Here is a 21,717-nt window from a genome sequence, read left to right as displayed (position 1 = left end):
GCCTGATAGAAAGTAGACTGTTGACAATCGACCGTCGCAAGGTAACGGTAGCAGGGTAGATATAACCGAAGGGGAGGTTTCATGCGGAACTTGCATGTACGATTGCTGGCGTCAGTCGGATTGTCGCTGGCCGTAACCATGCCGATTCACGCCGCGCGTGCGCAGACCGCAGGCGAAGGTCAGGCTGATACGGATGTTGTTGAGCCGGAAATTGTCGTCACCGGGTTCCGTCAGTCGTTGGCCCGTGCCGCTGAGATCAAGCGTCAGGCGATCGGTGTGGTGGACGCGATCACGGCGGAAGACATTGGAAAGTTTCCCGACGCGAACCTTGCCGAGTCGCTTCAGCGCATCTCGGGCGTATCGATCGACCGATCGAACAACGAAGGTAACCAGGTAACCGTTCGTGGTTTTGGGCCAAGCTTCAACCTGGTCACGCTGAATGGCCGTCAGATGCCGAACTCCTCTTCGCTTCAGGCTGAAGGCGTCTCGCGGAGCTTCAATTTTCGTGAGCTTGGCTCCGAAGGTGTAGCGGCGGTTGAGGTGTACAAGACGGGGCAGGCCGACATCTATTCCGGAGGCCTTGGCGCCACCATTAACGTTCGCACCCCGCGTCCGTTCGACCAGCCAGGCTTTCGCGCTGCCGTGAGCGCCAAGGCGGTCTACGACACGAGCGTCGAAAAGGATTCGAAAGTTACGCCCGAACTCTCGGGTCTGGTGAGTGGAACCTTCCTCGACAACCGCATCGGCGTCCTCCTTGTTGGTTCCTATTCGGAGCGCAACTCGCACAAGGACCGGATCGGCACCTCGGGCGGCTGGCGCCGCAACCGCACCGGGGGGCGCGCGGTCCAGATCGATACGAGCGCGATCGACACGAGCGTCAACCCGACGAAGTCCTGGTGGGCCCCTTTCACGATTGATCAGGATCTGTGGGATACGCAGCGCCAGCGCTTCAATGCGCAGGCGACGCTGCAGGCCGAGCCGGTCGATGGGCTCACCCTGACTGCCGACTATACCATGTCGCGGTTCAAGGAAACGACCCAGATGAATCGGATGAGCTATTGGTTCGACGCGCCCGATCGTGGTGTCGCGGACAAGAATGGCACGCTGGTCGATATCACTACGTTCAATGACACGCTGAACTATTGGGCGTGGGATTTCTACCACAAGGGTGAAAATGACTCGCTCGGAGTCAATCTGAAATGGGAAGTCAGCGATAGCCTGACCTTTGAACTCGATGCGCATGATTCGACGTCGAAGTCGAACCCGGATGGCCAGACGTCCGAAAGCATCGTAGACCTCTTCAACACGGGTAGCTTCGTCACATTGAACGGCAAGTTCACCGATGGACTTCCGGCGGCGAGCTTTGATGCTTCGCGCTTGCCGGGGGGGGATCCCTACAACAAGGCAAACATCGGATCCGATCTGTATCAGAAGCGCGGATACTCGATGGACAACAACATCAAGCAGCTGCGCGGCTCGGCCGAGTGGAAGGCTAACGACAATATCACCATCAAGGTCGGATCAGATTATACGAAATACTCCGTCGATACGGCGTCAAATGCGACGTTCTTGCTGGTCAACGTGCCCATTACCAATCTCGACCTGCAGTTCGTAGACTCGGTCAACCCTGACGTCTTCCCGAAGATTCCGATCTATCGAGTTGAGGATTTTCTCGACATTGTTCGTGCCCAGAATCTTTTCACCATCACGCCGCCGCAATTCAACGGCGTGCAGGAGGAAACCTATGGCGGCTATTTCACGCTGACGATGAAGGGTGAGCTTGGCGGCCGGCCGATCCGCGCCAATGCGGGACTTCGCTATGAAAAGACCAATGTCGAAGGCTCTTCAGTTCGCGAGGGTTTGGTCGGCTTCCGCTACTTCAACGCGCAGGGGCTGCAGCCCGTCTTTGATGGCACGGTGGCGGCGCAGACGCTTACCTCTGACTATGAGCAATGGCTGCCGAACTTCGCGGTCAGTTACGAGCCGTTCGACAAATTCCTGATGCGAGGCGCGTTCAGCAAGACCATCGCCCGCAGTTCAATTTCAGCGATGTTCCCCGGTACCACCATTTCAGGGCGTCCGGGGGGTCCGTTCAATGCGAGCCAGGGCAATCCCGGTCTGCTACCCTATGCGTCGGACAATCTGGATTTCTCGCTGGAATGGTATTATCGCCCGGGCAGCTATGTGTCGGTCGGCGCCTTCCAGAAGTGGGTGTCCAACTTCATCGGCGCGGTTCGGCTTACGGGGCCGATCAGTAACGCGGCTGGCAATCCCATCACCGACCCAAGCGTGAATCCACGGCCCGGATGCCCCGAGAACGGGTCCGCGCCGAACCCGGCCTGTGTCTCGCAGCCTGGCGATCCGGTCGTCACCTTCGACATTTCCTCGACCGGCAACCTGCGCGATGCATCGGTGCGTGGTCTCGAAGCGGCCGTGCAGCATGTGTTCGGCGATACCGGCTTCGGCGTGATCCTGAACGGGACGCTGGTCGATGGAAACATCTCATACGATGTCTATGACGTCTCGGGCAGCACCTTCGCGCTGACCGGCCTCAGCAACTCGGCCAATGCCGTCGTCTTCTATGAAAAGAACGGGCTTCAGGCGCGCGTGTCCTACAATTGGCGCGACAAGTTCTTGCTCGGATTTGCCGGAGCGGGCGAGCCGGTATTCACCGAAGCCTATGGCCAGTTCGATGTCAGCGCGAGCTACGACGTCACGGACAATCTGACGGTGTTCGCCGAGGGCCTCAACATCACCAACGAATCGACCCGACGCCATGGCCGCTTCAAGGAGCAGCTGATCGATTACGAAACCTATGGTGCTCGCTACTCGCTGGGCGTGCGCGCGAAGTTCTGACGAAGTCGCGTCAGATATTTCGAGGGGGCGGGGTGGCGAAGGCCATTTCCGCCCCCTTCTTGCGCTGCGCCAGCGCCGTGTTCGTCGAGTGGCCGGCGCTCTACGCCGGTGTGGATGGAGCGAGAATAATGCGTCACGCGCCAGGACGATGGAAGGCGCGTTGGTTGGGGGGCGCAGCCAGCGCCGCCGCGAGGGTGTCGCCGGCAACCGCCACGCCCAAGCTGAGCGGGGAGCGACAGGTCTGGCGGACCGTAACGCTGGACTTCAAGGGCCCAAGATCGGCAGAAACGGCGACGCCGAACCCGTTTACAGACTATCGACTTGATGTCGAATTCAGCAATGGCAGCCGGCGCTATCGCGTGCCCGGCTATTTCGCAGCCTGCGGCAAGGCGGCCCTGACATCTTGCGAGAGTGGGGACGTGTGGCGGGTGCACTTTACCCCCGACGTTTCGGGCGACTGGCGCTACAAGATTGTGTTTCGCCGTGGCGCCAACATCATCCTGGGCGGGGCAGGAGATTCCATAGGTACGTTGGATGGCGAAAGCGGCACGATCGCCATCGCCCCCACGGTTCCCGGGTCGGTCGATCCGCGCGACCGCGGCCGCCTCCTCTATACAGGACAACGTTATCTGCGATATTCGGCCACCGGCGAAGTGTTTTTCAAAGCCGGCACTGATGCGCCGGAGAACGCATTGGCCTACGGCGATTTCGACGCCACGCCCAACCGCCAGAACATGCGCAAGCGCTGGGCGCCGCATGCCAATGACGGTGCCGGTGTCGACATCGTTAAATATGGCTGGAACGGCAAGGGCCGCAACCTGCTCGGCGCGGTTGCATACCTCGCCGATCAGGGAATGAATGCGTTCTCCTTCTTGACGTTCAGCCTGGGCGGCGACGACCAGAATGTTTTTCCGCACCGGATGAAGGTGTCGATCGCCGAATACAACGAGCTTGGTCCGCGCCAACAATGGGACGAGGGCGTCGAACATCTGCGTTTCGACGTGTCGAAGCTTGATCAATGGGGCAGGGTGTTCAGCTATGCCAACGATCGTGGGATGTTCCTTCATTTCAAGCTTCAGGAGCTTGAGAACGACGATTTCATGGACGGCGGCGATACGGGCATCGAACGGGTCGCATATCTGCGGCAAATGATCGCCCGCTATGGTCACTTCCTGGCGCTGAACTGGAATGCCGGTGAGGAGAATACGCAGACCGCCCCGCAGGAGATCGCCGCGATGGCCAAGATCGCCGAACTCGATCCCTATCAGCATCTGCGGGTCAGCCACAGCTATCCTGGCCGTAAGGTCCGGTATTTTCCGCTGCTCGGCGAGCGTTCAGCGGTGACCGGCATCTCCATGCAAGGTCAGTTCGCCGACTTTTCCGACGTGAGGCCAGAGATTGCCGAATGGGCGCTGCGATCAAGCGCGGCGGGGCGCCCATGGGTGATCGCCAGTGATGAACAGGGCGGCGGAGATGCCGGCATCCCGATCGACGCCGACTATCCCATCGGCAAGCTTACCGGACCGCGCAAGTTCGATGACGATCGCCGTGCCGTGCGTGGACAGGTCCTATGGGCAACACTGACCGGCGGTGGTTACGGCGTCGAATATTATTACGGTTATGCCAGCGGCTGCAGCGACCTGCTGTGCGAGGACCACCGCACGCGTGCGACCAAGTGGCACGACGCGAAGATCGCGCTGGACTTCTTTCGCAAGCACGTCGGCAACGACGTGCTTGCGATGGAACCGCTCAATACCCAGTCTGGAACCCGCCAGCCATTCTGGTTCGGCGAGCCGGGCGAGAAGATGATCGTCTATGCCCATGATGGCAAATCGATCCGGGAGCGCGCCATGGTGGACAATGCGACATATCGCATCTCCTGGTTCGACCCGACCACGGGCGGGATGGTCAAATCAATCGAAAAGGCGACCGAGGCGCGCTCCGAGCATCAGACAAATCGTGATTTGCTGGTCACCGGCCCCGCGCCCGGAGACGGCGGCAAGGACTGGGTTTTGCTGATTGAGCGCGTGAAGGAGCGGTGACGGGCCGCATATCTGACGTGGGTGGCATTGACGGCCACTGCCACGTCACTGGCAATGCCCGCCATCGGCGGTGCAACTGCGGAGCTGGTTGATAGTTTGGCCGGAGCAATACCGCGTTGGTGATCAAGTCTCGGACTGGAGTTCGCATCCGTGGGACCGCGTTTAAATTGATCCGCAGCGCCATCTTCTTCGTCCAGCCTGATCCGCGTCGGCAGCGACTTCGAGGCCCGGACGGGGTTCGGCGCCAAATTCGACGGTGCGACAGGAGCTATCCCAAGACTGAGCTGTGCCGTGCGGCAGGTCGAGACGTCGATGACGCGCGTCCGGGCGTGCCCGCCTTGATCAGATAGACCAACCAAATCCCGATGGGGCGCTGGAGGACCGCATTGCGGGGATAGGATCGCCCCACGTTTCCACGGGCGCGTCACTTCATGTCCGCAGGAGAGCTTGTACGAGCCAGCGCTTCCTCGAGTTGGGGAGGCCGCGACCAACCTCGCGGTGGCGCGGCCCGTGCGGCGCTTTCGATCAGCGGCCCATCCACCCGCCGTCGACCAGCAGCGTCGCGCCGTGCACATAGTCGGATGCGCGCGAGGCGAGGAAGAGGGTCGGGCCCTTGAAGTCCTGGGGCTCGCCCCATCGTCCCGCCGGTATCCGTGAAAGGATCGATTGCGCGCGTTCCGGATCGTTTCTCAATGCCTCGGTATTATCGGTCGAGATATAGCCCGGGGCAATCGCGTTGACGTTCACGCCCTTTGAAGCCCATTCATTCGCGAAAGCCATCGTCAGCTGTTTAACGCCGCCCTTGCTGGCCGCGTAGCCGGGCACTGTTATCCCGCCTTGATATGACAGCAGCGATGCCGTGAAGATGACCTTGCCATGGCCGCGCTCGACCATGCCGCGACCGATCTCACGCGTGAGCAGGAACTGCGCTGACAAATTGACCTCGATCACCTTGTCCCAAAACTCGTCTGGATGTTCGGCGGCTGGGGCTCGCAGGATCGTGCCGGCATTGTTGACCAATATGTCGATGCGTGGATGGTCCGACACGATCGCTGCGATCGTCGACTTGAGTGCGGCCCGATCGGCGAAATCGCAGCGATAGCCTTGGAAGTCACGGCCGGCCGCGCGAATTGCGCGTGCCACCTCGTCCCCCGGCTCGAGCGAAGCCGATACGCCGATGATATCCGCTCCTGCTTCGGCAAGCGCCAGGGCCATGGCCATGCCGATGCCGCGGCGGCAACCGGTTACCAGTGCCACTTGGCCAGTCAGGTCGAATAGTTCAGCGGCGCTCATGCCTCGCACTCCAGCAATGTTTTCATACCTGGATCGGGGCTGTCGAGCGTTTCGAACGCGGCCTGAACCTGGTCGATCGGATGGACCGATGTGATCAGCGCATCGACATCGACCTGGCCGCTGGCGATCAGGGCAATTGCGGCATCGAAATCGACTGCCTCGTACACACGGGCGCCCACCAGTTCGAGCTCGCGCCAGAAGAAGCGGAACAGATCCACCTGCGGCTTGGTTGAATGGATAGCGACCATGCAGATGCGGCCGCGCACGGCGGCGATATCGGTCATGGCGCTGACGGTGGCTTGAACACCCGCGACCTCGAAAACAACGTCAGCGCCCTTGGTCCCGGTCCAGTCCATCACATGCGCGGCAAGGTCGCCTGTAGCAGGGTCGAAGGTCGCGAAGCCCGCATTGGCGGCATAGGCCCGCCGCACGGCGGTCGGTTCCGATATCAGCACGTCGGCGCCCCGTGCGCGCGCAACCAGTGCAATCAACTGGCCGATAGGCCCGCCGCCCAGAACCACGACCTTCTCGCCTGCCGCGACGCGCGCACGCGCGACATCGTGACAGGCCACCGCCAGCGGCTCGACCAGCGCGCCGCGGCGCAGATCGACATTCGCGGGAAGCTTGTGCAGCGTGCGCGCCTTCACCGTCCAGTAGGATTGCAGGGCACCGGCGGTGTCGATGCCCATGAATTTAAGGTTGTGGCAGATGTGCGAATGACCCGCCGAGCACGCCGGGCAATCGCCGCAATAGTCGAGCGGGCGAACCACGACGCGCTCACCGGCGGCAAAGCCCTCGACATCATTGGCTACGGCTTCGATAACGCCCGACATCTCGTGTCCGATCACGCCCGGCGGGCAGACGCGATGGTCCATGTTTCCGTGATAGACGTGAAGGTCGGTGCCACACAGACCGACATAGCCGACGCGGATGGTGACTTCACCGGCCTGCGGCTCGAGGCGCTTGCCCTCGGCAAGTTCGAATCGGCCCTTTTCAACATAGACAGCACTTTTGAGAGGCATGACGCTTATCCGATTTTATGTGGTTTGAGGCGTTGGGTATTGAAGCTGACGCCTGATCCTGTGGTGTTGGGAGCGGCGGTTTTGCCGTTTGTGACGGTGGTGGGGTTGGTGGTGTAGGCGTCGATGGGGAAGGAGTGGATTTCGAGGGTGGCGGCATTGGGGATGGCGGCCATGAGGGAGACGTGGAGTTCGTGCATGCCGTGCGATGCGACGGGTTTGCCGGCGGCTGCGGCGCGGCGGGCGACGTCGAGCCAAGGGGTGATGCCGCCGATATTGGAGGCGTCGGGCTGGAGGACGGCGATGGCGTGATGAGCGATGGCCTGGCCGAACTCGGCCGGGGTGCGCAGGTTTTCGCCGGAGGCCAGCGGGATGGCGGTGGCGGCGGCGACGCTGGCATAGGCGTCGAGGTCGTCATGGGCGACGGGTTCCTCGAACCAGGCCAGGTTCATGTCTTCGACGCCGCGGGCAAAGGCGATGGCGGCGGGGGCGTCCCAGCTATAGTTGGCGTCGGCCATGAGCGCGCGATCGGTGCCGATCAGTTCGCGCACGGCGCGCACGCGACGGATGTCGGTGGCGATGTCGGGGCGGCCGACCTTGAGCTTGATGCCGGTATGGCCGGCGGCGAACTCGGCGGCGACGCGCTCGAGCAGCTGGTCGTCGGAATAGCCAAGGTCGATGAGGCCGCGATAGCAGCGGACGGCAGGATCGGTGCCGCCGGCGACCTGCCAGAGCGGCTTGCCGAGCCGCTTGCAGCGAATGTCCCACAACGCGATGTCGGCGGCGGCGATGGCGAAGCCGCAGATGCCGCCAACACCGAGATAGTGTAGCGTGGCGCGCATGCGCGCGGCCAGCGCCTCGACATCATGCGCATCGGCGCCCTTGAGCAGCGGGGCGATATCCTCGCGCAGCAGCGCGCGGATCGCGCCGCCCCCGGTGCCGCCGGTATAGGTGTAGCCGACACCCTCGACCCCGTCGGCACAGACGATGCGACAGGTCACAAGCTCGAAATGCGTGTGCAGGCCGTGCCCGGCATCGACCAGCGCCTCGGCCAGCGGCACACGGTACAGCACCGCCTCCACCGCCACGATGCGCGCCGCCTCGCCAGCTGCCACCACCTGATCACCGCCCATCGCGGCGCCCGCGCTCGTCACCCCTGCCATCCTCCCCAATTGTCAATTGTCGACCGTTCTGTCAATTGTCGACAGTAGGCAGGTTGTCAGTGGCTTAGCAAGCCGCTGCAGAACCGGCAGCGATCCGTTGGCGCTATAAACCATTGTAGACAATTGACATGACGGGCAAGCGCGGCGAAAAGCTGGCAAAGCTAATGCCGAAGGGGAGAGATATGCGCGGTCAAGCGATTAGGATGATGCTGTTCGCATCGGGCGCGATTGCCGTGCTGGCGCAGTCCGCGCTGGCGCAGGACACCGTGATCCGGACGATCGAGGATTTCGAATCGTCGCGCAGCATCGCGCCACAAACCGAGAATGCCTCGGCGCGAATCGTCCCGGCCACCAACGGGCCCGGCAAAAGCCTCAGAGTCGATTTCCAGCCCCGCGCTGAGGACGATGTGGTCCTCAAGCCCGCCACGCCCTGGGATTTTACCGGGAAGGGCGATGTGAACCTTGCGTTCGACATCGCGAACCCGGCGAAAATCTCAACCCAGATTTTTCTGATCATCACCGATGCGAACGGCGCGTCTCAGACCACCATGGCGGTGGTGCCAGCAGGCAAGTCAGTGACCGCCTATGCCGTTCTGTCGGGCTTCGAAGCGATGGTGCAGAGTGGGATGCGCGAAGTCCCGCCGGGCTGGGCCAGCGATGAGACGAAATTGTTCTGGCGGACGGGCAGCAAGAAAATCGACCTGTCGCGCATCGTCAGCATCACTATCCGCACCCAGGCGATGACGACGCCTCGCAGCCTTATCTTCGATAATTTCCGCCTCCGCCGCAATCCACCGACCGATCCGTTCTTCATTACCGATATCGTCGACCCGTTTGGCCAGGCGGCGAAGGTGGAATACCCAATCAAGATCCATTCCGAAGCGGAGCTGAAGGCCGCGGCGCAAAAGGAACTGGCGCAGCTCGCGGCGTCGAACGGGCCGCCGGATCGATCGCGTTTCGGCGGCTGGGCAAGCGGACCCAAGGTGCGCGGCACCGGCTACTTCCGCACCGAGAAGGTCGACGGCAAATGGTGGCTGGTCGATCCCGAGGGCCACCTGTTCTTCTCGAGCGGCATCGCCAATGTTCGTATGGCGAATCTCGAGACGGTGACGGGCTATGACTTCGTGGACTCGTCGGTGCGCAAGATCGATCCGGAGGAGCTGACGCCCGAGGACTCGCGCGACTTCGCGCCGGTCGCGCCGGAGGTTCGCGGCACGCGGTTCCTTGCGTCCCCGATCCGCCGGCAAATGTTCCAGTGGTTGCCGTCCTATGACGAGCCGCTTGGCAAGCACTACGGGTATCGGCGCACCTTCCATCAGGGCGCGCTGAAGCATGGGGAGATCTACAGCTTCTACGGCGCTAATCTCGAGCGCCGTTACGGCGATAACTACATGGCCAAGTGGCGGCAGGTGACGCTGGATCGTATGAAGGACTGGGGCATGACCTCCTTCGGGAACTGGATCGACCCGATGTACTACGATAACCAGAAAATGCCCTATTTCGCCAATGGCTGGATCATCGGCGACTTCAAGACATTGTCATCGGGCTTCGATTACTGGTCGCCGCTGCCCGACGTGTATGATCCCGAGTTCAAGCGCCGGGCGCGTCTGACGATCGAACAGATCGCACGCGAGGTGAAGGGTTCGCCCTGGTGCGTCGGTGTGTTCGTCGACAATGAAAAGAGCTGGGGCCGGGTCGACACGAATCGTAATCGCTATGCAGCCGTGATCAACGCGCTCGCCAAATCTGCTGCCGACAGCCCGGCCAAGGCGCGTTTCGTGGAGATGCTGCGCGGCCGATACCCGACCATCGCTGCGCTCAACGCGGCATGGAAGAGCCAATATGCATCCTGGGATGCGTTCGGCGCGGGCGCGTCCCTCCCGGACGTGGAAGCGGCGGTGCCCGACCTGGCGCGGCTGTTCGCGGACTATGCCGACACCTACTTCCGGACGGTTCGCGATGAAATCAAGCGAGTCATGCCCAACCATATGTACATGGGCGTTCGTATGGCGGAGTGGGGCATGCCCGAGGAAGTGACCCAGGCGGCGATCAAATATTCCGACGTGTTGAGCTACAACGTCTATCGCGAGGATTTCCACGAGGATACCTGGGGGTTCCTCAAGAAGGTCGACCGGCCCACGATCATCGGCGAATTCCATATCGGCTCGACGTCGGACACTGGCCTCTATCACCCTGGCCTGGTGATTGCGACGGATCAAACCGATCGCGGCCGCATCTATGAGCAGTACATGAACTCGATCCTCGCCAATCCGATGATGGTCGGCGCACACTGGTTTCAATATGTCGATGATCCAGTGACCGGGCGCGCCTATGACGGTGAGAATTACAATGTCGGCTGGGTAAGCAACACCGACATGCCGTATCCGGAGCTGGTCGCTGCCGGAAAGCGCTTCAACTACGATCTTTATCGTCGCCGGTACGGGAACTGACATGGCTGGACCGATCGCAACGGCGCCCACCCAGATGGGCGGCGTCGACACCAATCGTCGCGCGCTGCTGCTTGCCATCATGGTGTGCTTCGGCGGGTTCGTCTTCGGCCTCGACGCTGCGCTGGTATCGGGCACCAAGGCCTATGTCATGCGCGATCTGGGCGCGGATGCCATCGGCTTCGGCTATGCGGTGAGCGCGCCGGGGCTCGGCGTCGTCTTCGCTCTGATGGTGACGGGGTTCGTCTGCGATCGGCTGGGCCGGCGCACGACCTTGCTGATTATCGGCTGGCTCTACCTGATCTCGGCGGTCGGCGCGGTGTTCTCGCAGACATTGTGGCAGCTCGTCGCATTTCGCTTCCTTGGCGGCCTGGCCTTCGCATCGCTGTCGGTTTCCTCAATGTATGTCGGCGAGATTGCGCCGCCTGCGAAGCGGGGATTGCTGGTCGCGGTGAACCAGCTCAACATCGTGGTCGGCCTGTTCGCAGCTTACCTGGCCAATTATTTCATCCAGGGCTGGGTCGCGGACGGGGCGCCGATCGCGGCCGCCACCGGCATGGATCGCTACACCTGGCAATGGATGTTGGCGGTACAGATCCCGCCATCAATCCTGTGGATCCTGTTCCTGCTGAAGATCCCGGAAAGCCCGCGATGGCTGTTGCTCAAGGGCAGGCGAGAAGAGGCCGCTGCTGTAATGCGTCAACTCGCCCCTGCAGGCGAGGTGGAACGCTCAGTGGCCGAAATCGAGGCAATGGTTAAGGCTGAACGCGCCGGAAATTCCGGGCGCAGCGAAGGCACTTGGCAGAGTCTGGCGCGGATGTTTTCGCCCACGATCATTCGTGCGACAATCATCGGCCTGGTCATCGCGTCGGTCCAGCCGACGACCGGAATCAACGCCATCATGTTCTATGCGCCTTATGTGATCGAGCAATCGGGCGTGGGCGCGGACGCTTCGTTCCTGGTCCCGGTCGTGAACGGCGTGTTCAGTATCATCGCCACCTCGCTCGCGCTGGTGTTCATCGACCGCATCGGACGGCGAACGATATTGCTGGGCGGGCTGGCGGTCGCTGCGGTCAGCCTGCTTGCTTGCTCGCTTTCCTTCGCGACGGCGACCTATCGGCTGGAGGCGCCGCGCATTGCAGCGCTGCCGGTGGAGATCGAGCGCGCGTCGCTCGCGCCGGTCGTGGGGGTCACGTTCGACAATGATGTCGCGTTCAAGCAGGCGCTGAACGGCGCAATCGGACGCGACGTGGCAGAGCGTCATGAAGCGGAACTGCTAAAGGCTGCCACCTCGATCAATCTGTGGGCCGTGCTGATTGGCATTGCGGCGTTCGTCGCCGCCTTCCAATTTTCGATCGGCCCGATCATGTGGGTTATCCTGGCGGAAATCTTCCCGACAGGAGTGCGGGGTGTGGCCATCCCTGCCTGCGCGCTGTTGACCGCGCTGATCAATTATTTCGTACAGCAGCTTTTCCCCTGGCAGCTGGTCAGTTTCGGCGCTGCGTCGGTTTTCGGCACCTATGCGCTGTGCGTGACGATCGGTTTCGTCGTGCTGTGGCGCATGCTGCCCGAAACCAAGGGCCGATCGATCGAGGAGATTGCTGCGACCCTAGCCATGAAGAAGGAGCCCGCGTGACCGCCACTGCACTCAAGGACAAGGTCGTCGTTCTGACCGGCGGCGGCGCTGGCATCGGCTGGGGCATCGCACAGGCCTGCTGCGCGCAGGGTGCGACCGTCTTCTTTGGCCAACGCAGCGCCAATGGCGACGAGAAGGCGGCCGAGCTTGCCGGGCGCGGCGGGGATGCTGCATTCATGCAACTGGACGTCGCCGATCCGGCAAGCATCGCCGCCTTCGCCGGCGAAGCTCGACAGCGTTACGGCCGGGTCGACGCCTTGATCAACAATGCCGGCGTGACGATCGAAGGAGATCTGCTGAGCTTTCCGATCGAGGATCTCGACCGGCTATGGGCGACCAATGTGCGTTCGATCTTCCTGCTGACCCAGGCGCTGGCCCCCGTCATGCCGGCCGGTTCCGCCATCCTCAACATCTCATCGAACCATTCGGTCGCGAGCGTCGCGGGCTATGAGATGTACGCAGCCACCAAGGGCGGCATCGCCGCGATGACTCGTGCGATGTGCTGGAGCCTGGGCCAGCGCGGCATCAGGGTGAACACGCTGAGCCCCGGCCTTACCCGGACAGAAGCAGTGCAGAAGGTCATAGACGATGCGCCCGAACTCGAGCGCGGATTCAACGCGATGCACGCCGATCACCGCTTCGCCACGATCGAGGAGATCGGCAATGTCGCCGCGTTTCTCATTTCCGATGCCGCCGCAGCCATTACCGGCGCAGACCTGGTCGCCGACCATGGGCTGGCCGTGCAGCTGTGTCGGGACGACCAGCTGAAATAGGATCCGACCCACGCGCATCGCCGACAGCGGCGTGCGCATCGAATGGACATTGCCGGACAGCGCGATCGGCCTTGAGGCCGGGCATTGTCCGCCAGGGAGGACTGAATGGGGCAAATGGAAGTCATTGGCATTCGACAGCAGATCGCCGATCGCTTGCGAGCCGATATTGTCGCCGGAGCATTGGCGCCGAACCAGAAGGTGACCGAGGAAGCGCTCGCCCAGCGCTTTGGCGTATCGCGCGGTCCGATCCGGGACGTTCTGCTCGAGCTTTCAAAGGAAGGACTGCTGGTCACCCGGGCGAACCGCGACACCCGGGTCAACGATGTCGCCGCGCCCGAGGTGCAGACGATGCTGGTCAAGCTACGGCTCGACATCGAAACCTACGCCCTGCAGCGAGTCGCCCAGAATCCCTCAGGCGAGTTTCTGCAACGGCTCGGCGAGGCGCTGCACGACCTGTCCATGCAGCTGCGTGCCGGCAATTTCGCCGAGGTCGCGAAAGCCGACATCGCCTTCCATCGTCTGATCGTCCACGAAGCGGGGGGCGACGACCTCGTGAATCTGTGGCAACCGATCATCATGCGGATGCGGATGAACTATCGCCGATTGGCCTCGCCGGATCAGGCGATCGTAGAGCACGAGCAGATCGTCGCCGCGATCGGCGCCGGAAATGGTGCGGCGGCCGTCACCGCATTGAAGACCAATGTGCGTTAGTCCCTGCCGCGTGTCACCAGCCAGTCAGCGCCGGTCGATCACGGACCGCTGGCCGTTCGGGGCACACTCAAGAGCGGCACCTCAGAGCGATCGCCGCAAGCCTATCATCCCGGTCTTACCCACCGACTGATTCGAACTTGCGGCCGTCATGTGTTGACAATCTACGATGATGACGCAACTGTCCTGTCGCGTGTTCAAACGATCCATCACCGCTCGACCGGAATGCTGCCTTGAGTTCCGCCGGGTTGCCAAGATCACAGGCCAAGCCGGTCCCCTCCAGCTGGTAGCCTCGTACTGGGCCGGCATTGCGCCGGCCCATTTTCTTGAATCCAGGGCGGGGCGGCTGCGATGGAACCAGTGACGAGGATCGTTATCGTCGGTGGCGGTACGGCCGGGTGGCTGACTGCCGGAACCCTGGCTGCAGCGACGCGCGAGAGCGATGAACGCCCGCTTGAGATCACCCTGGTTGAATCGCCCAATGTCCCGATTATCGGCGTGGGAGAGGGAACTTGGCCGACGATGCGGCGAACGCTCAAACGCATGGGCATCCGCGAGACCGATTTCCTCAACCAGTGTAGTGCCTCGTTCAAGCAAGGGGCGCAATTTGTCGGATGGGTCGATGGCTCGCAGGGCGACGCCTATTACCACCCGCTGGTGCTGCCGCAGGGCTATTTCGAGACCAACATGGCCAGGCAATGGCTGGCGGGCGTTTCCGATGGCTCTTTCGCCGCCGCGGTTTGCCCGCAAGAAGCGTTGTGCGAAGCGGGACGTGCACCCAAAGCGATCACGACCGCCGAATATGATGCGGTGGCGAACTATGCCTATCATCTCGACGCCGGGGCGTTCTCGCGGTTTCTTCAGGAGCACTGCACGCGCGTTCTTGGCGTCCGCCATGTCGCCGCCGATGTCACGGGGATCCGGTCGGCGGAGAATGGAGATATTGCCGCCGTCCTGACAATGCAGGCCGGCGAGATCTCGGGCGACCTGTTTATCGACTGCACCGGATTTCGTGCATTGTTGCTGGGCGAGCACTTCGGCGTCGGCTTCATACCCTGGACGCAAGTCCTGTTCGCCGATCGCGCGCTGGCGGTGCAGGTGCCTTATCCGGCCGCCGATAGCCCCATTCTGCCGCATACGCTCTCGACCGCGCAACGGGCGGGCTGGATCTGGGATATCGGACTGCAGAGCCGACGTGGCGTCGGTCATGTCTACAGCAGCGCGCATATCGATGATGATGCAGCGCGCGCAGACCTGCGCGCTTATGTCCATTCGATCGGCGGCGATGCCGAGGCGCTGCCGATGCGCAAGATCGAGTTCCAGGCCGGTCATCGCACGCGTTTTTGGGAGCGCAACTGCGTGGCGGTGGGACTGTCGGCAGGCTTCCTGGAACCGCTGGAGGCTTCGGCCATCCTGCTGGTCGAGATCGCGGCGCAGTTCATTGCCGAGCAGATGCCGGCAACACGCGCGGCGATGGACCCGGTTGCACGACGCTATAACACGACCTTCGCCTATCGCTGGGCGCGGATCATCGATTTCCTGAAGCTCCACTATCTGTTGAGCCGGCGTACCGAGCCGTTCTGGGCCGACAATCGCAGGACGGAGTCGATTCCCGAAAGCTTGACCGAACTCCTGACCCTGTGGCGCGAGCAGCCGCCATGGCATGACGATTTCGACCGCGCCGTCGAAGTGTTCCCGGCCGCGAGCTATCAATATGTGCTTTACGGAATGGGCTTCGAGACGCGCGTCCCGCCCCGCGGCCTGTCGTCGCAAGCGCGCGCCCACGGCGAGCAGCTTTTCATGCATAACAAGCAAGAGGCGGCGGCGATGATCCAGCGGCTGCCCAGCACTCGCGACCTGCTGGACAGGATTGCGCGCTATGGCCTGCAACCAGTCTGAAGGGATATCCGTGTCCAACATCGCAATCCTGGATCCGGCGGAACATCGCGGCCTGCGCATAAGGCAGGGGCATGGCGCGCAGTTCGGCGAAGATGTTCCCCTCGTCCCACTGACGGCAAATGAACTGCGACAGGCAGTGGTCGAGTTTCCGGTATTCCTGGTCAAGGATCCGGGGACCGGCCAGTTCGGCCTGTGCGCGTTGCTCGGCCGCTCGGCCGGCCATAATGCGTTTCTCCGGGGTGACCGCTGGCGAACACGCTATGTCCCGCTTCATATTCGCCGGCAGCCCTTCCTTGTCGCCGAACGGGCGGAGGGGGAGGGCGCAGTTGCGATCGACCTTGACAGCAGTCGGGTCAGCCAAAACGAAGGCGAGCGGCTGTTCGACGATGCAGGTGAGGGGACTGCGGCGCTCGCTCGCGCCAGGGACCTGCTCGTGGCGATCATGCAGGCCGCCCGGCCGACGGCCGCCTTCATCACCGCGCTGGTCGAGGCACGGTTAATCCGTCCGGCCGAGCTGGCTGGCGCATGCTCCGATGATAGGGTGCTTGACGTGGCGGGTCTGTACGAGGTCGATCGCACGGCGCTTGCCTCGTTGCGCGGCGAGCGGCTGGAGCAGCTGCATGGGGCAGGGCATCTGTTCGGCGCCCATCTGCTGATCGCCTCATGCGGCAATCTCTCTCGCCTCAGCAGTGATTATCAGGCTGATTGAGAACTTGCAGCGTTGGAGGTTCGCGCGCGTTTTGCACCTGATGCTGCGAGGCCTATTAAGCGAGTTCGCCAGCGCGGATTGAAATTCTGCCGGAGATGCATTGGCCGGGGTCAAGCTCGACGAGCCCATAGCGATCCTGCACTCCATCTCGATTGTGCGCGTCTGGGAGATGTGATTGCGGCTCCAGACAGAAGAAATCGAGCGCCGGATTGGCATAAACCATCAGCCAGTCGAGATTTGACGAGGCAGTCAATGCGACGTGAAACCCGCGGTCGGGGTAATCGATCTGCAGCGCCCTTGACCAGTCTTCATAAATGTTGTTGCGCCAGGTTGAGGGCAGCTCGGCACCAGCGGCAAAGTCGAGCTCAGGCGGCAAGCTAATGGGATCTGATGGAATACCGCCAGGGCGCTCGAGCCAGAAGCGTCGGGCTTTGAAGCGAATTCTGTTGCCGGGTCGGCGTGGAAACCATGGATGAAAGCCCAGCCCAAACGGCAGGGGCATGTCGGCGAGGCTGGTCACGCCAAGCAACACGTGAAGACCGTCTGTGTCCAGACTGAAGTGCTGATCCGCGCGATATGCGAGCGGTCCACAAGTGGATTCGAGTGTCAGCCTCGCCTGTGTTCGGCCCGCATCTTCAACCGTCCATTGCTCCATCCAGGCATTGCCATGGACCGCATGACTTTCTCCCGGGTGGGCGGCAAGCGCGTGACATTTACCGCGCCAGTCGAACTTCGCGTCCGCGACACGCCCGCCAAATGGCACCATGGGAAACATCCCGACGCTGCTCGGATCACGCAGGCGCTGGGGGTCGGCGCTCGATTGAAGCAGAGCTTCGTCGCGCCAGAACAGCCGGCCGAGGCTGCCGCCATTGTCAGGGTAAATCTCGGCTCGGTACTCGCCCGCGCTCAGTCGAAGGGCCTTAGGCATCGATGCCTAAGAAAGGTACGAAGCAGGGGGCTGGGAACGGGAGTGGCGTAGCGCTGCTCTGCCGAAAACACCCCGATGCGATGGCGGTAGCAGCACGCTTGGTCGGCTTGGTCGGCTAGACCGAGGCATTCGCGGCGACCGTGGCGTTCTTCATCGCCTCCACATAATTGGCTGCGCGCGCGCCCACCTCCTCTGGCGCCAGTCCGGGTTGAAAGAGACCTGACCCCAGTCCAAAGCCGCTTGCCCCGGCGCGCAGCCACGGATCCATGGTATAGGGCTGAATGCCGCCCACCGGCAGCACGGGTATGGTTGACGGCAGCACTGCACGCAGCGCCTTGAGCCAGGCGGGCGAGCTTCCTTCTGCGGGGAACAGCTTGAGCGCCGCCGCTCCTGCCTCGAGCCCCGCGAACGCTTCACTTGCGGTCGCGATGCCGGGCAGGCTGACGATCCCAGTCGCCACGCATGCCTGGATCACCGCGGGATTCATGTTCGGGCTGACCGCGAGGGTCCCGCCCGCATTGGCAAGGCGTGCAACATCATCGACCGACAGGACGGTCCCGGCGCCGATGACGGCGTCCGATCCAAATTCCCGGGCCAGGCGCGCAATGCTGTCGAACGGCTGGGGCGAGTTGAGCGGGACTTCGATGAGCGTGATGCCTGCATGGATCAGCGCCGCGCCGATCCCCACCGCGTCCTCGGGCTGGACGCCGCGCAGGATCGCAATCAATGGCATGCGCTCAAATGCTGCTTCAAAAGGCCTCATCGTGCCAACTCCCAAATTCGATTTGCGCCAGCTGCAAAGGCAGCGTGACTGTCGATCATGACGACTGTGCCACCGCATTGTTCGATCGCGCGAGCATAGAGCGGCCCGAGCTTTTCATCGGCGAGCAGATGGACGGTCCGCCCGGCGGCATGGGCGGCGCAGTCCGCGCCGATCAGCAGCCCGCTGGCATAGGAGGCAGCATCGGCGTCGCTCCGCAGGCCGAGCACGCCGGCGGCGCGGATGCCGAACAAGCGTGCGAGCAGATGTCCCGACCTGGCGTCTTCGACGCCCTCGGCAAAGGCCTCACCTTCCGTGACGTCGCCCGTAAGTTGCGCGCTGAGCAGGGAATGGTTTCGCAGCAAAGCGAACAGCTCACCGGGCATCGAGGTCACGAAATGCGCGATCTGACCCTCATTCATCTCTGCCCATTTGCAATGCGTGCCAGGCTGACAAAGCAAGGCGCGTGCGGGCGCCAACCCGGCGGCGATGGCGCCCAGCAGCTGCGCCTCCTCACCGCGCATCACGTCCCCGCATCCATTCGCTTGCCACGACACGCCGGGCACGATCCAGATGCGGTCCCCGGCAGCGCGAAGGGCACCGGCCAGCTCGGGAATCCCGCAAGGGGCTTCGACATAGCCCGCGTCGCGCCAGCCCCGATTGGATCCGATCATGCCCGCCAGCAGCACGGGATGATCGCCGTGCCGCGTTCGCAGCGTCTCGATTAGCGCCGGATAGGCAGCAGGGGAAACCGCGAGAATTCCCAGCGCGTCGCGCTCAGTAAGCGTAACGACGCCCTCGTCGATCACATAGATGCGTCGGTTGGTCGTGCCCCAGTCGACGGCGATCAGCCGATCCATCTTTGCGCTCAATATCCGAGATAGACGGTACGCTTCTGCAGATAGTTCTCAAGGCCATAAGGTCCGTCCTCGCCGCCGATGCCGCTGCGCTTGTGACCATTGTGGTAGCCATGGAACGATCCCGAAATGCCCTTGTTGACGAACACGGTGCCGGTCTCGAGGCGGTCGATGAAAAGGTTGATCCTGCTGCTGTCGCGGGTCCAGACATAAGCGGACAGGCCGTCATTGCGGGCATTGGCGAGCGCGATTGCCTGTTCAGCGTCGTCGATGCGCATGATCGGCAAGACCGGCCCGAAGATCTCCTCGCGGATCAGCGGAAGCGACGCGTCGCCACAGGCGAGCACGGTCGGCTGGAACCAGTTGCCGTCCTCAAGTCCTTCGGGCGCACCCTGTTTGCCACCGGCGAGCAGCTCTGCGCCCGCTGCGACCGCGCTTTCGACCAGATGCTGCACGCGATCACGCGCGGCGCGGGTGGCGAGCGGACCCATGTCGGGATTGTCCATTGGATTGCCGGTGCGGATCGTGTTCACCTTTTCCAACAGCTTGGCGGTAAACTGGTCGGCAACGGATGCTTCCACCATCACCGTCTCGTTGCAGATGCAGACCTGCCCGCTATTGGCGAAACGTGCGATCGCCGCCGCCTCCGCCGCCTTGTCGATATCGGCGTCGGCCAGCACGATGAAGGGCGCCTTGCCTCCCAGCTCGAGGCACAACCCCGCGAGATTGTCGGCCGCAAGACGCGCGACGCGCTGGCCCGCGGCGATGCTGCCCGTAAGCGTGATGACCCGCGTCTTGGAACTCGCCACGAGGGGAGCGCCCACGCTGGCGCCGTCGCCAGTAACCATGTTGACGACGCCTGCCGGGATGCCGACCTCTTCGACAAGGCGACAAAACTCGGCTGCGGTGACTGGCGTCGCCTCATGCGGTTTCAACACCACGGTATTGCCCGTCACCAGCGCAGGCCCAAGCTTGCGGCCGATCAGCGCGAGCGGGTAGTTATAGGCGCAGATCGCGACGCAGACGCCATAGGGCACCTTGAACGTCATAAGCCGCTCGCCGGGCGCATCGGCCGGCCAGATGTCCCCACGCAGCCAGCGCGCCGACTGCGCGGCATAGCGCATATAGCCGATCGTATCGGTGACCTCGCCATGCGCCTCGCGCAGCGTCTTGCCCTGCTCGCGGACGAGCAGCCGCGCGAAATGCTCTCGGTTTTCCTCAAGCTTGGCGTTCAGCGCCTCGAGATATTCGGCGCGCTGCATGGGCGTAAGCGCCTGCCAAGCAGGTTGTGCGCGTGTTGCCGCATCGAGCGCCTCCTCGCAATCGGCGGTCGAACAGGCAGGCACTTCTGCCCAGGGCCGGTTGCTGGCGGGGTCGAGCACCTCCATCCATTCGCCGGACGAGCCTTCAGTCCAGCGTCCGTCGATGAAGCAGCGAAAACGGTCAATCGCGGTCATTAGATCACCTGATGTGGTTTGAGGCGTTGGGTATTGAAGCTGACGCCTGATCCTGTGGTGTTGGGAGCGGCGGTTTTGCCGTTTGTGACGGTGGTGGGGTTGGTGGTGTAGGCGTCGATGGGGAAGGAGTGGATTTCGAGGGTGGCGGCATTGGGGATGGCGGCCATGAGGGAGACGTGGAGTTCGTGCATGCCGTGCGATGCGACGGGTTTGCCGGCGGCTGCGGCGCGGCGGGCGACGTCGAGCCAAGGGGTGATGCCGCCGATATTGGAGGCGTCGGGCTGGAGGACGGCGATGGCGTGATGAGCGATGGCCTGGCCGAACTCGGCCGGGGTGCGCAGGTTTTCGCCGGAGGCCAGCGGGATGGCGGTGGCGGCGGCGACGCTGGCATAGGCGTCGAGGTCGTCATGGGCGACGGGTTCCTCGAACCAGGCCAGGTTCATGTCTTCGACGCCGCGGGCAAAGGCGATGGCGGCGGGGGCGTCCCAGCTATAGTTGGCGTCGGCCATGAGCGCGCGATCGGTGCCGATCAGTTCGCGCACGGCGCGCACGCGACGGATGTCGGTGGCGATGTCGGGGCGGCCGACCTTGAGCTTGATGCCGGTATGGCCGGCGGCGAACTCGGCGGCGACGCGCTCGAGCAGCTGGTCGTCGGAATAGCCAAGGTCGATGAGGCCGCGATAGCAGCGGACGGCAGGATCGGTGCCGCCGGCGACCTGCCAGAGCGGCTTGCCGAGCCGCTTGCAGCGAATGTCCCACAACGCGATGTCGGCGGCGGCGATGGCGAAGCCGCAGATGCCGCCAACACCGAGATAGTGTAGCGTGGCGCGCATGCGCGCGGCCAGCGCCTCGACATCATGCGCATCGGCGCCCTTGAGCAGCGGGGCGATATCCTCGCGCAGCAGCGCGCGGATCGCGCCGCCCCCGGTGCCGCCGGTATAGGTGTAGCCGACACCCTCGACCCCGTCGGCACAGACGATGCGACAGGTCACAAGCTCGAAATGCGTGTGCAGGCCGTGCCCGGCATCGACCAGCGCCTCGGCCAGCGGCACACGGTACAGCCCCGCCTCCACCGCCACGATGCGCGCCGCCTCGCCAGCTGCCACCACCTGATCACCGCCCATCGCGGCGCCCGCGCTCGTCACCCCTGCCATCCTCCCCAATTGTCAA

General features: G+C 63.0%; 16 protein-coding genes. 8 read left to right on the top strand and 8 right to left on the bottom strand.

What is annotated here, in order from left to right; translation table 11 throughout:
- Positions 1–138 precede the first annotated feature (138 nt).
- Positions 139–2,856 (top strand): TonB-dependent receptor, encoded by a 2,718-nt coding sequence (locus tag BFL28_RS04555; RefSeq protein WP_206599073.1) that lies wholly within the window; start codon positions 139–141, stop codon positions 2,854–2,856.
- Between the two features lie 128 nt (positions 2,857–2,984).
- Complete coding sequence (locus tag BFL28_RS04550) at positions 2,985–4,898, top strand: DUF5060 domain-containing protein (protein WP_079246926.1); 1,914 nt, start codon at positions 2,985–2,987, stop codon at positions 4,896–4,898.
- A 525-nt stretch (positions 4,899–5,423) separates the two neighbouring features.
- Here the strand turns inward: BFL28_RS04550 and BFL28_RS04545 are convergent.
- From BFL28_RS04545 to BFL28_RS04535, 3 genes are read right to left on the bottom strand one after another with little or no spacing between them, the layout of a single operon-like run.
- Positions 5,424–6,191, bottom strand: coding sequence for an SDR family NAD(P)-dependent oxidoreductase (locus BFL28_RS04545; RefSeq protein ID WP_069319420.1), 768 nt, complete (start codon positions 6,189–6,191; stop codon positions 5,424–5,426).
- Entirely contained in the window at positions 6,188–7,213 is a 1,026-nt protein-coding gene (locus BFL28_RS04540) for a zinc-dependent alcohol dehydrogenase (protein WP_069319419.1), read from the bottom strand. Before BFL28_RS04540 ends, BFL28_RS04545 begins: the two co-directional genes overlap by 4 nt.
- Positions 7,214–7,218: 5 nt before the next feature.
- On the bottom strand, positions 7,219–8,373 hold the full coding sequence (locus tag BFL28_RS04535; RefSeq protein WP_206599072.1) for a mandelate racemase/muconate lactonizing enzyme family protein: 1,155 nt from the start codon (positions 8,371–8,373) through the stop codon (positions 7,219–7,221).
- A gap of 203 nt (positions 8,374–8,576) precedes the next feature.
- On the opposite strand from BFL28_RS04535, the gene BFL28_RS04530 reads away from it, so the two are divergent.
- The 6 genes from BFL28_RS04530 (at position 8,577) to BFL28_RS04505 (ending at position 16,545) form a co-directional block, all read left to right on the top strand.
- Positions 8,577–10,823: a hypothetical protein gene (locus BFL28_RS04530; protein WP_206599071.1), complete on the top strand. Its 2,247-nt coding sequence runs from the start codon at positions 8,577–8,579 to the stop codon at positions 10,821–10,823.
- 1 nt (position 10,824) lies between these two features.
- Complete coding sequence (locus tag BFL28_RS04525) at positions 10,825–12,456, top strand: MFS transporter (RefSeq protein WP_206599070.1); 1,632 nt, start codon at positions 10,825–10,827, stop codon at positions 12,454–12,456.
- Positions 12,453–13,229 (top strand): SDR family oxidoreductase, encoded by a 777-nt coding sequence (locus BFL28_RS04520; protein WP_069319418.1) that lies wholly within the window; start codon positions 12,453–12,455, stop codon positions 13,227–13,229. The genes BFL28_RS04525 and BFL28_RS04520 overlap by 4 nt, the downstream gene beginning before the upstream one ends.
- A 105-nt stretch (positions 13,230–13,334) precedes the next feature.
- On the top strand, positions 13,335–13,940 hold the full coding sequence (locus tag BFL28_RS04515; protein ID WP_069319417.1) for a GntR family transcriptional regulator: 606 nt from the start codon (positions 13,335–13,337) through the stop codon (positions 13,938–13,940).
- Positions 13,941–14,288: 348 nt separating this feature from the next.
- Complete coding sequence (locus BFL28_RS04510; protein ID WP_069319416.1) at positions 14,289–15,836, top strand: tryptophan halogenase family protein; 1,548 nt, start codon at positions 14,289–14,291, stop codon at positions 15,834–15,836.
- Between the two features lie 10 nt (positions 15,837–15,846).
- Positions 15,847–16,545 (top strand): SapC family protein, encoded by a 699-nt coding sequence (locus BFL28_RS04505; RefSeq protein WP_069319415.1) that lies wholly within the window; start codon positions 15,847–15,849, stop codon positions 16,543–16,545.
- 55 nt (positions 16,546–16,600) lie between these two features.
- On the opposite strand, the gene BFL28_RS04500 is transcribed toward BFL28_RS04505, so the two are convergent.
- From BFL28_RS04500 to BFL28_RS04480, 5 genes are all read right to left on the bottom strand, one after another.
- Positions 16,601–17,473: an aldose 1-epimerase gene (locus BFL28_RS04500; protein ID WP_069319414.1), complete on the bottom strand. Its 873-nt coding sequence runs from the start codon at positions 17,471–17,473 to the stop codon at positions 16,601–16,603.
- A 115-nt stretch (positions 17,474–17,588) separates the two neighbouring features.
- Positions 17,589–18,236 (bottom strand): 2-dehydro-3-deoxy-6-phosphogalactonate aldolase, encoded by a 648-nt coding sequence (locus tag BFL28_RS04495; protein ID WP_069319413.1) that lies wholly within the window; start codon positions 18,234–18,236, stop codon positions 17,589–17,591.
- Positions 18,233–19,093, bottom strand: a complete 861-nt coding sequence (locus BFL28_RS04490) for a 2-dehydro-3-deoxygalactonokinase (RefSeq protein ID WP_069319412.1) — start codon at positions 19,091–19,093, stop codon at positions 18,233–18,235. The genes BFL28_RS04495 and BFL28_RS04490 overlap by 4 nt, the downstream gene beginning before the upstream one ends.
- 8 nt (positions 19,094–19,101) lie before the next feature.
- Positions 19,102–20,547, bottom strand: a complete 1,446-nt coding sequence (locus tag BFL28_RS04485; RefSeq protein ID WP_069319411.1) for an aldehyde dehydrogenase family protein — start codon at positions 20,545–20,547, stop codon at positions 19,102–19,104.
- Positions 20,547–21,701, bottom strand: coding sequence for a mandelate racemase/muconate lactonizing enzyme family protein (locus BFL28_RS04480; protein WP_206599069.1), 1,155 nt, complete (start codon positions 21,699–21,701; stop codon positions 20,547–20,549). The genes BFL28_RS04485 and BFL28_RS04480 overlap by 1 nt, the downstream gene beginning before the upstream one ends.
- Positions 21,702–21,717 lie beyond the last annotated feature (16 nt).

This window comes from Sphingomonas turrisvirgatae (genome assembly GCF_001721295.1).
Classification (GTDB): domain Bacteria; phylum Pseudomonadota; class Alphaproteobacteria; order Sphingomonadales; family Sphingomonadaceae; genus Sphingomonas; species Sphingomonas turrisvirgatae.
The sequence above is the reverse complement of the archived record's forward strand: the minus strand, read 5'-3'. Positions and strand labels throughout refer to the sequence as shown.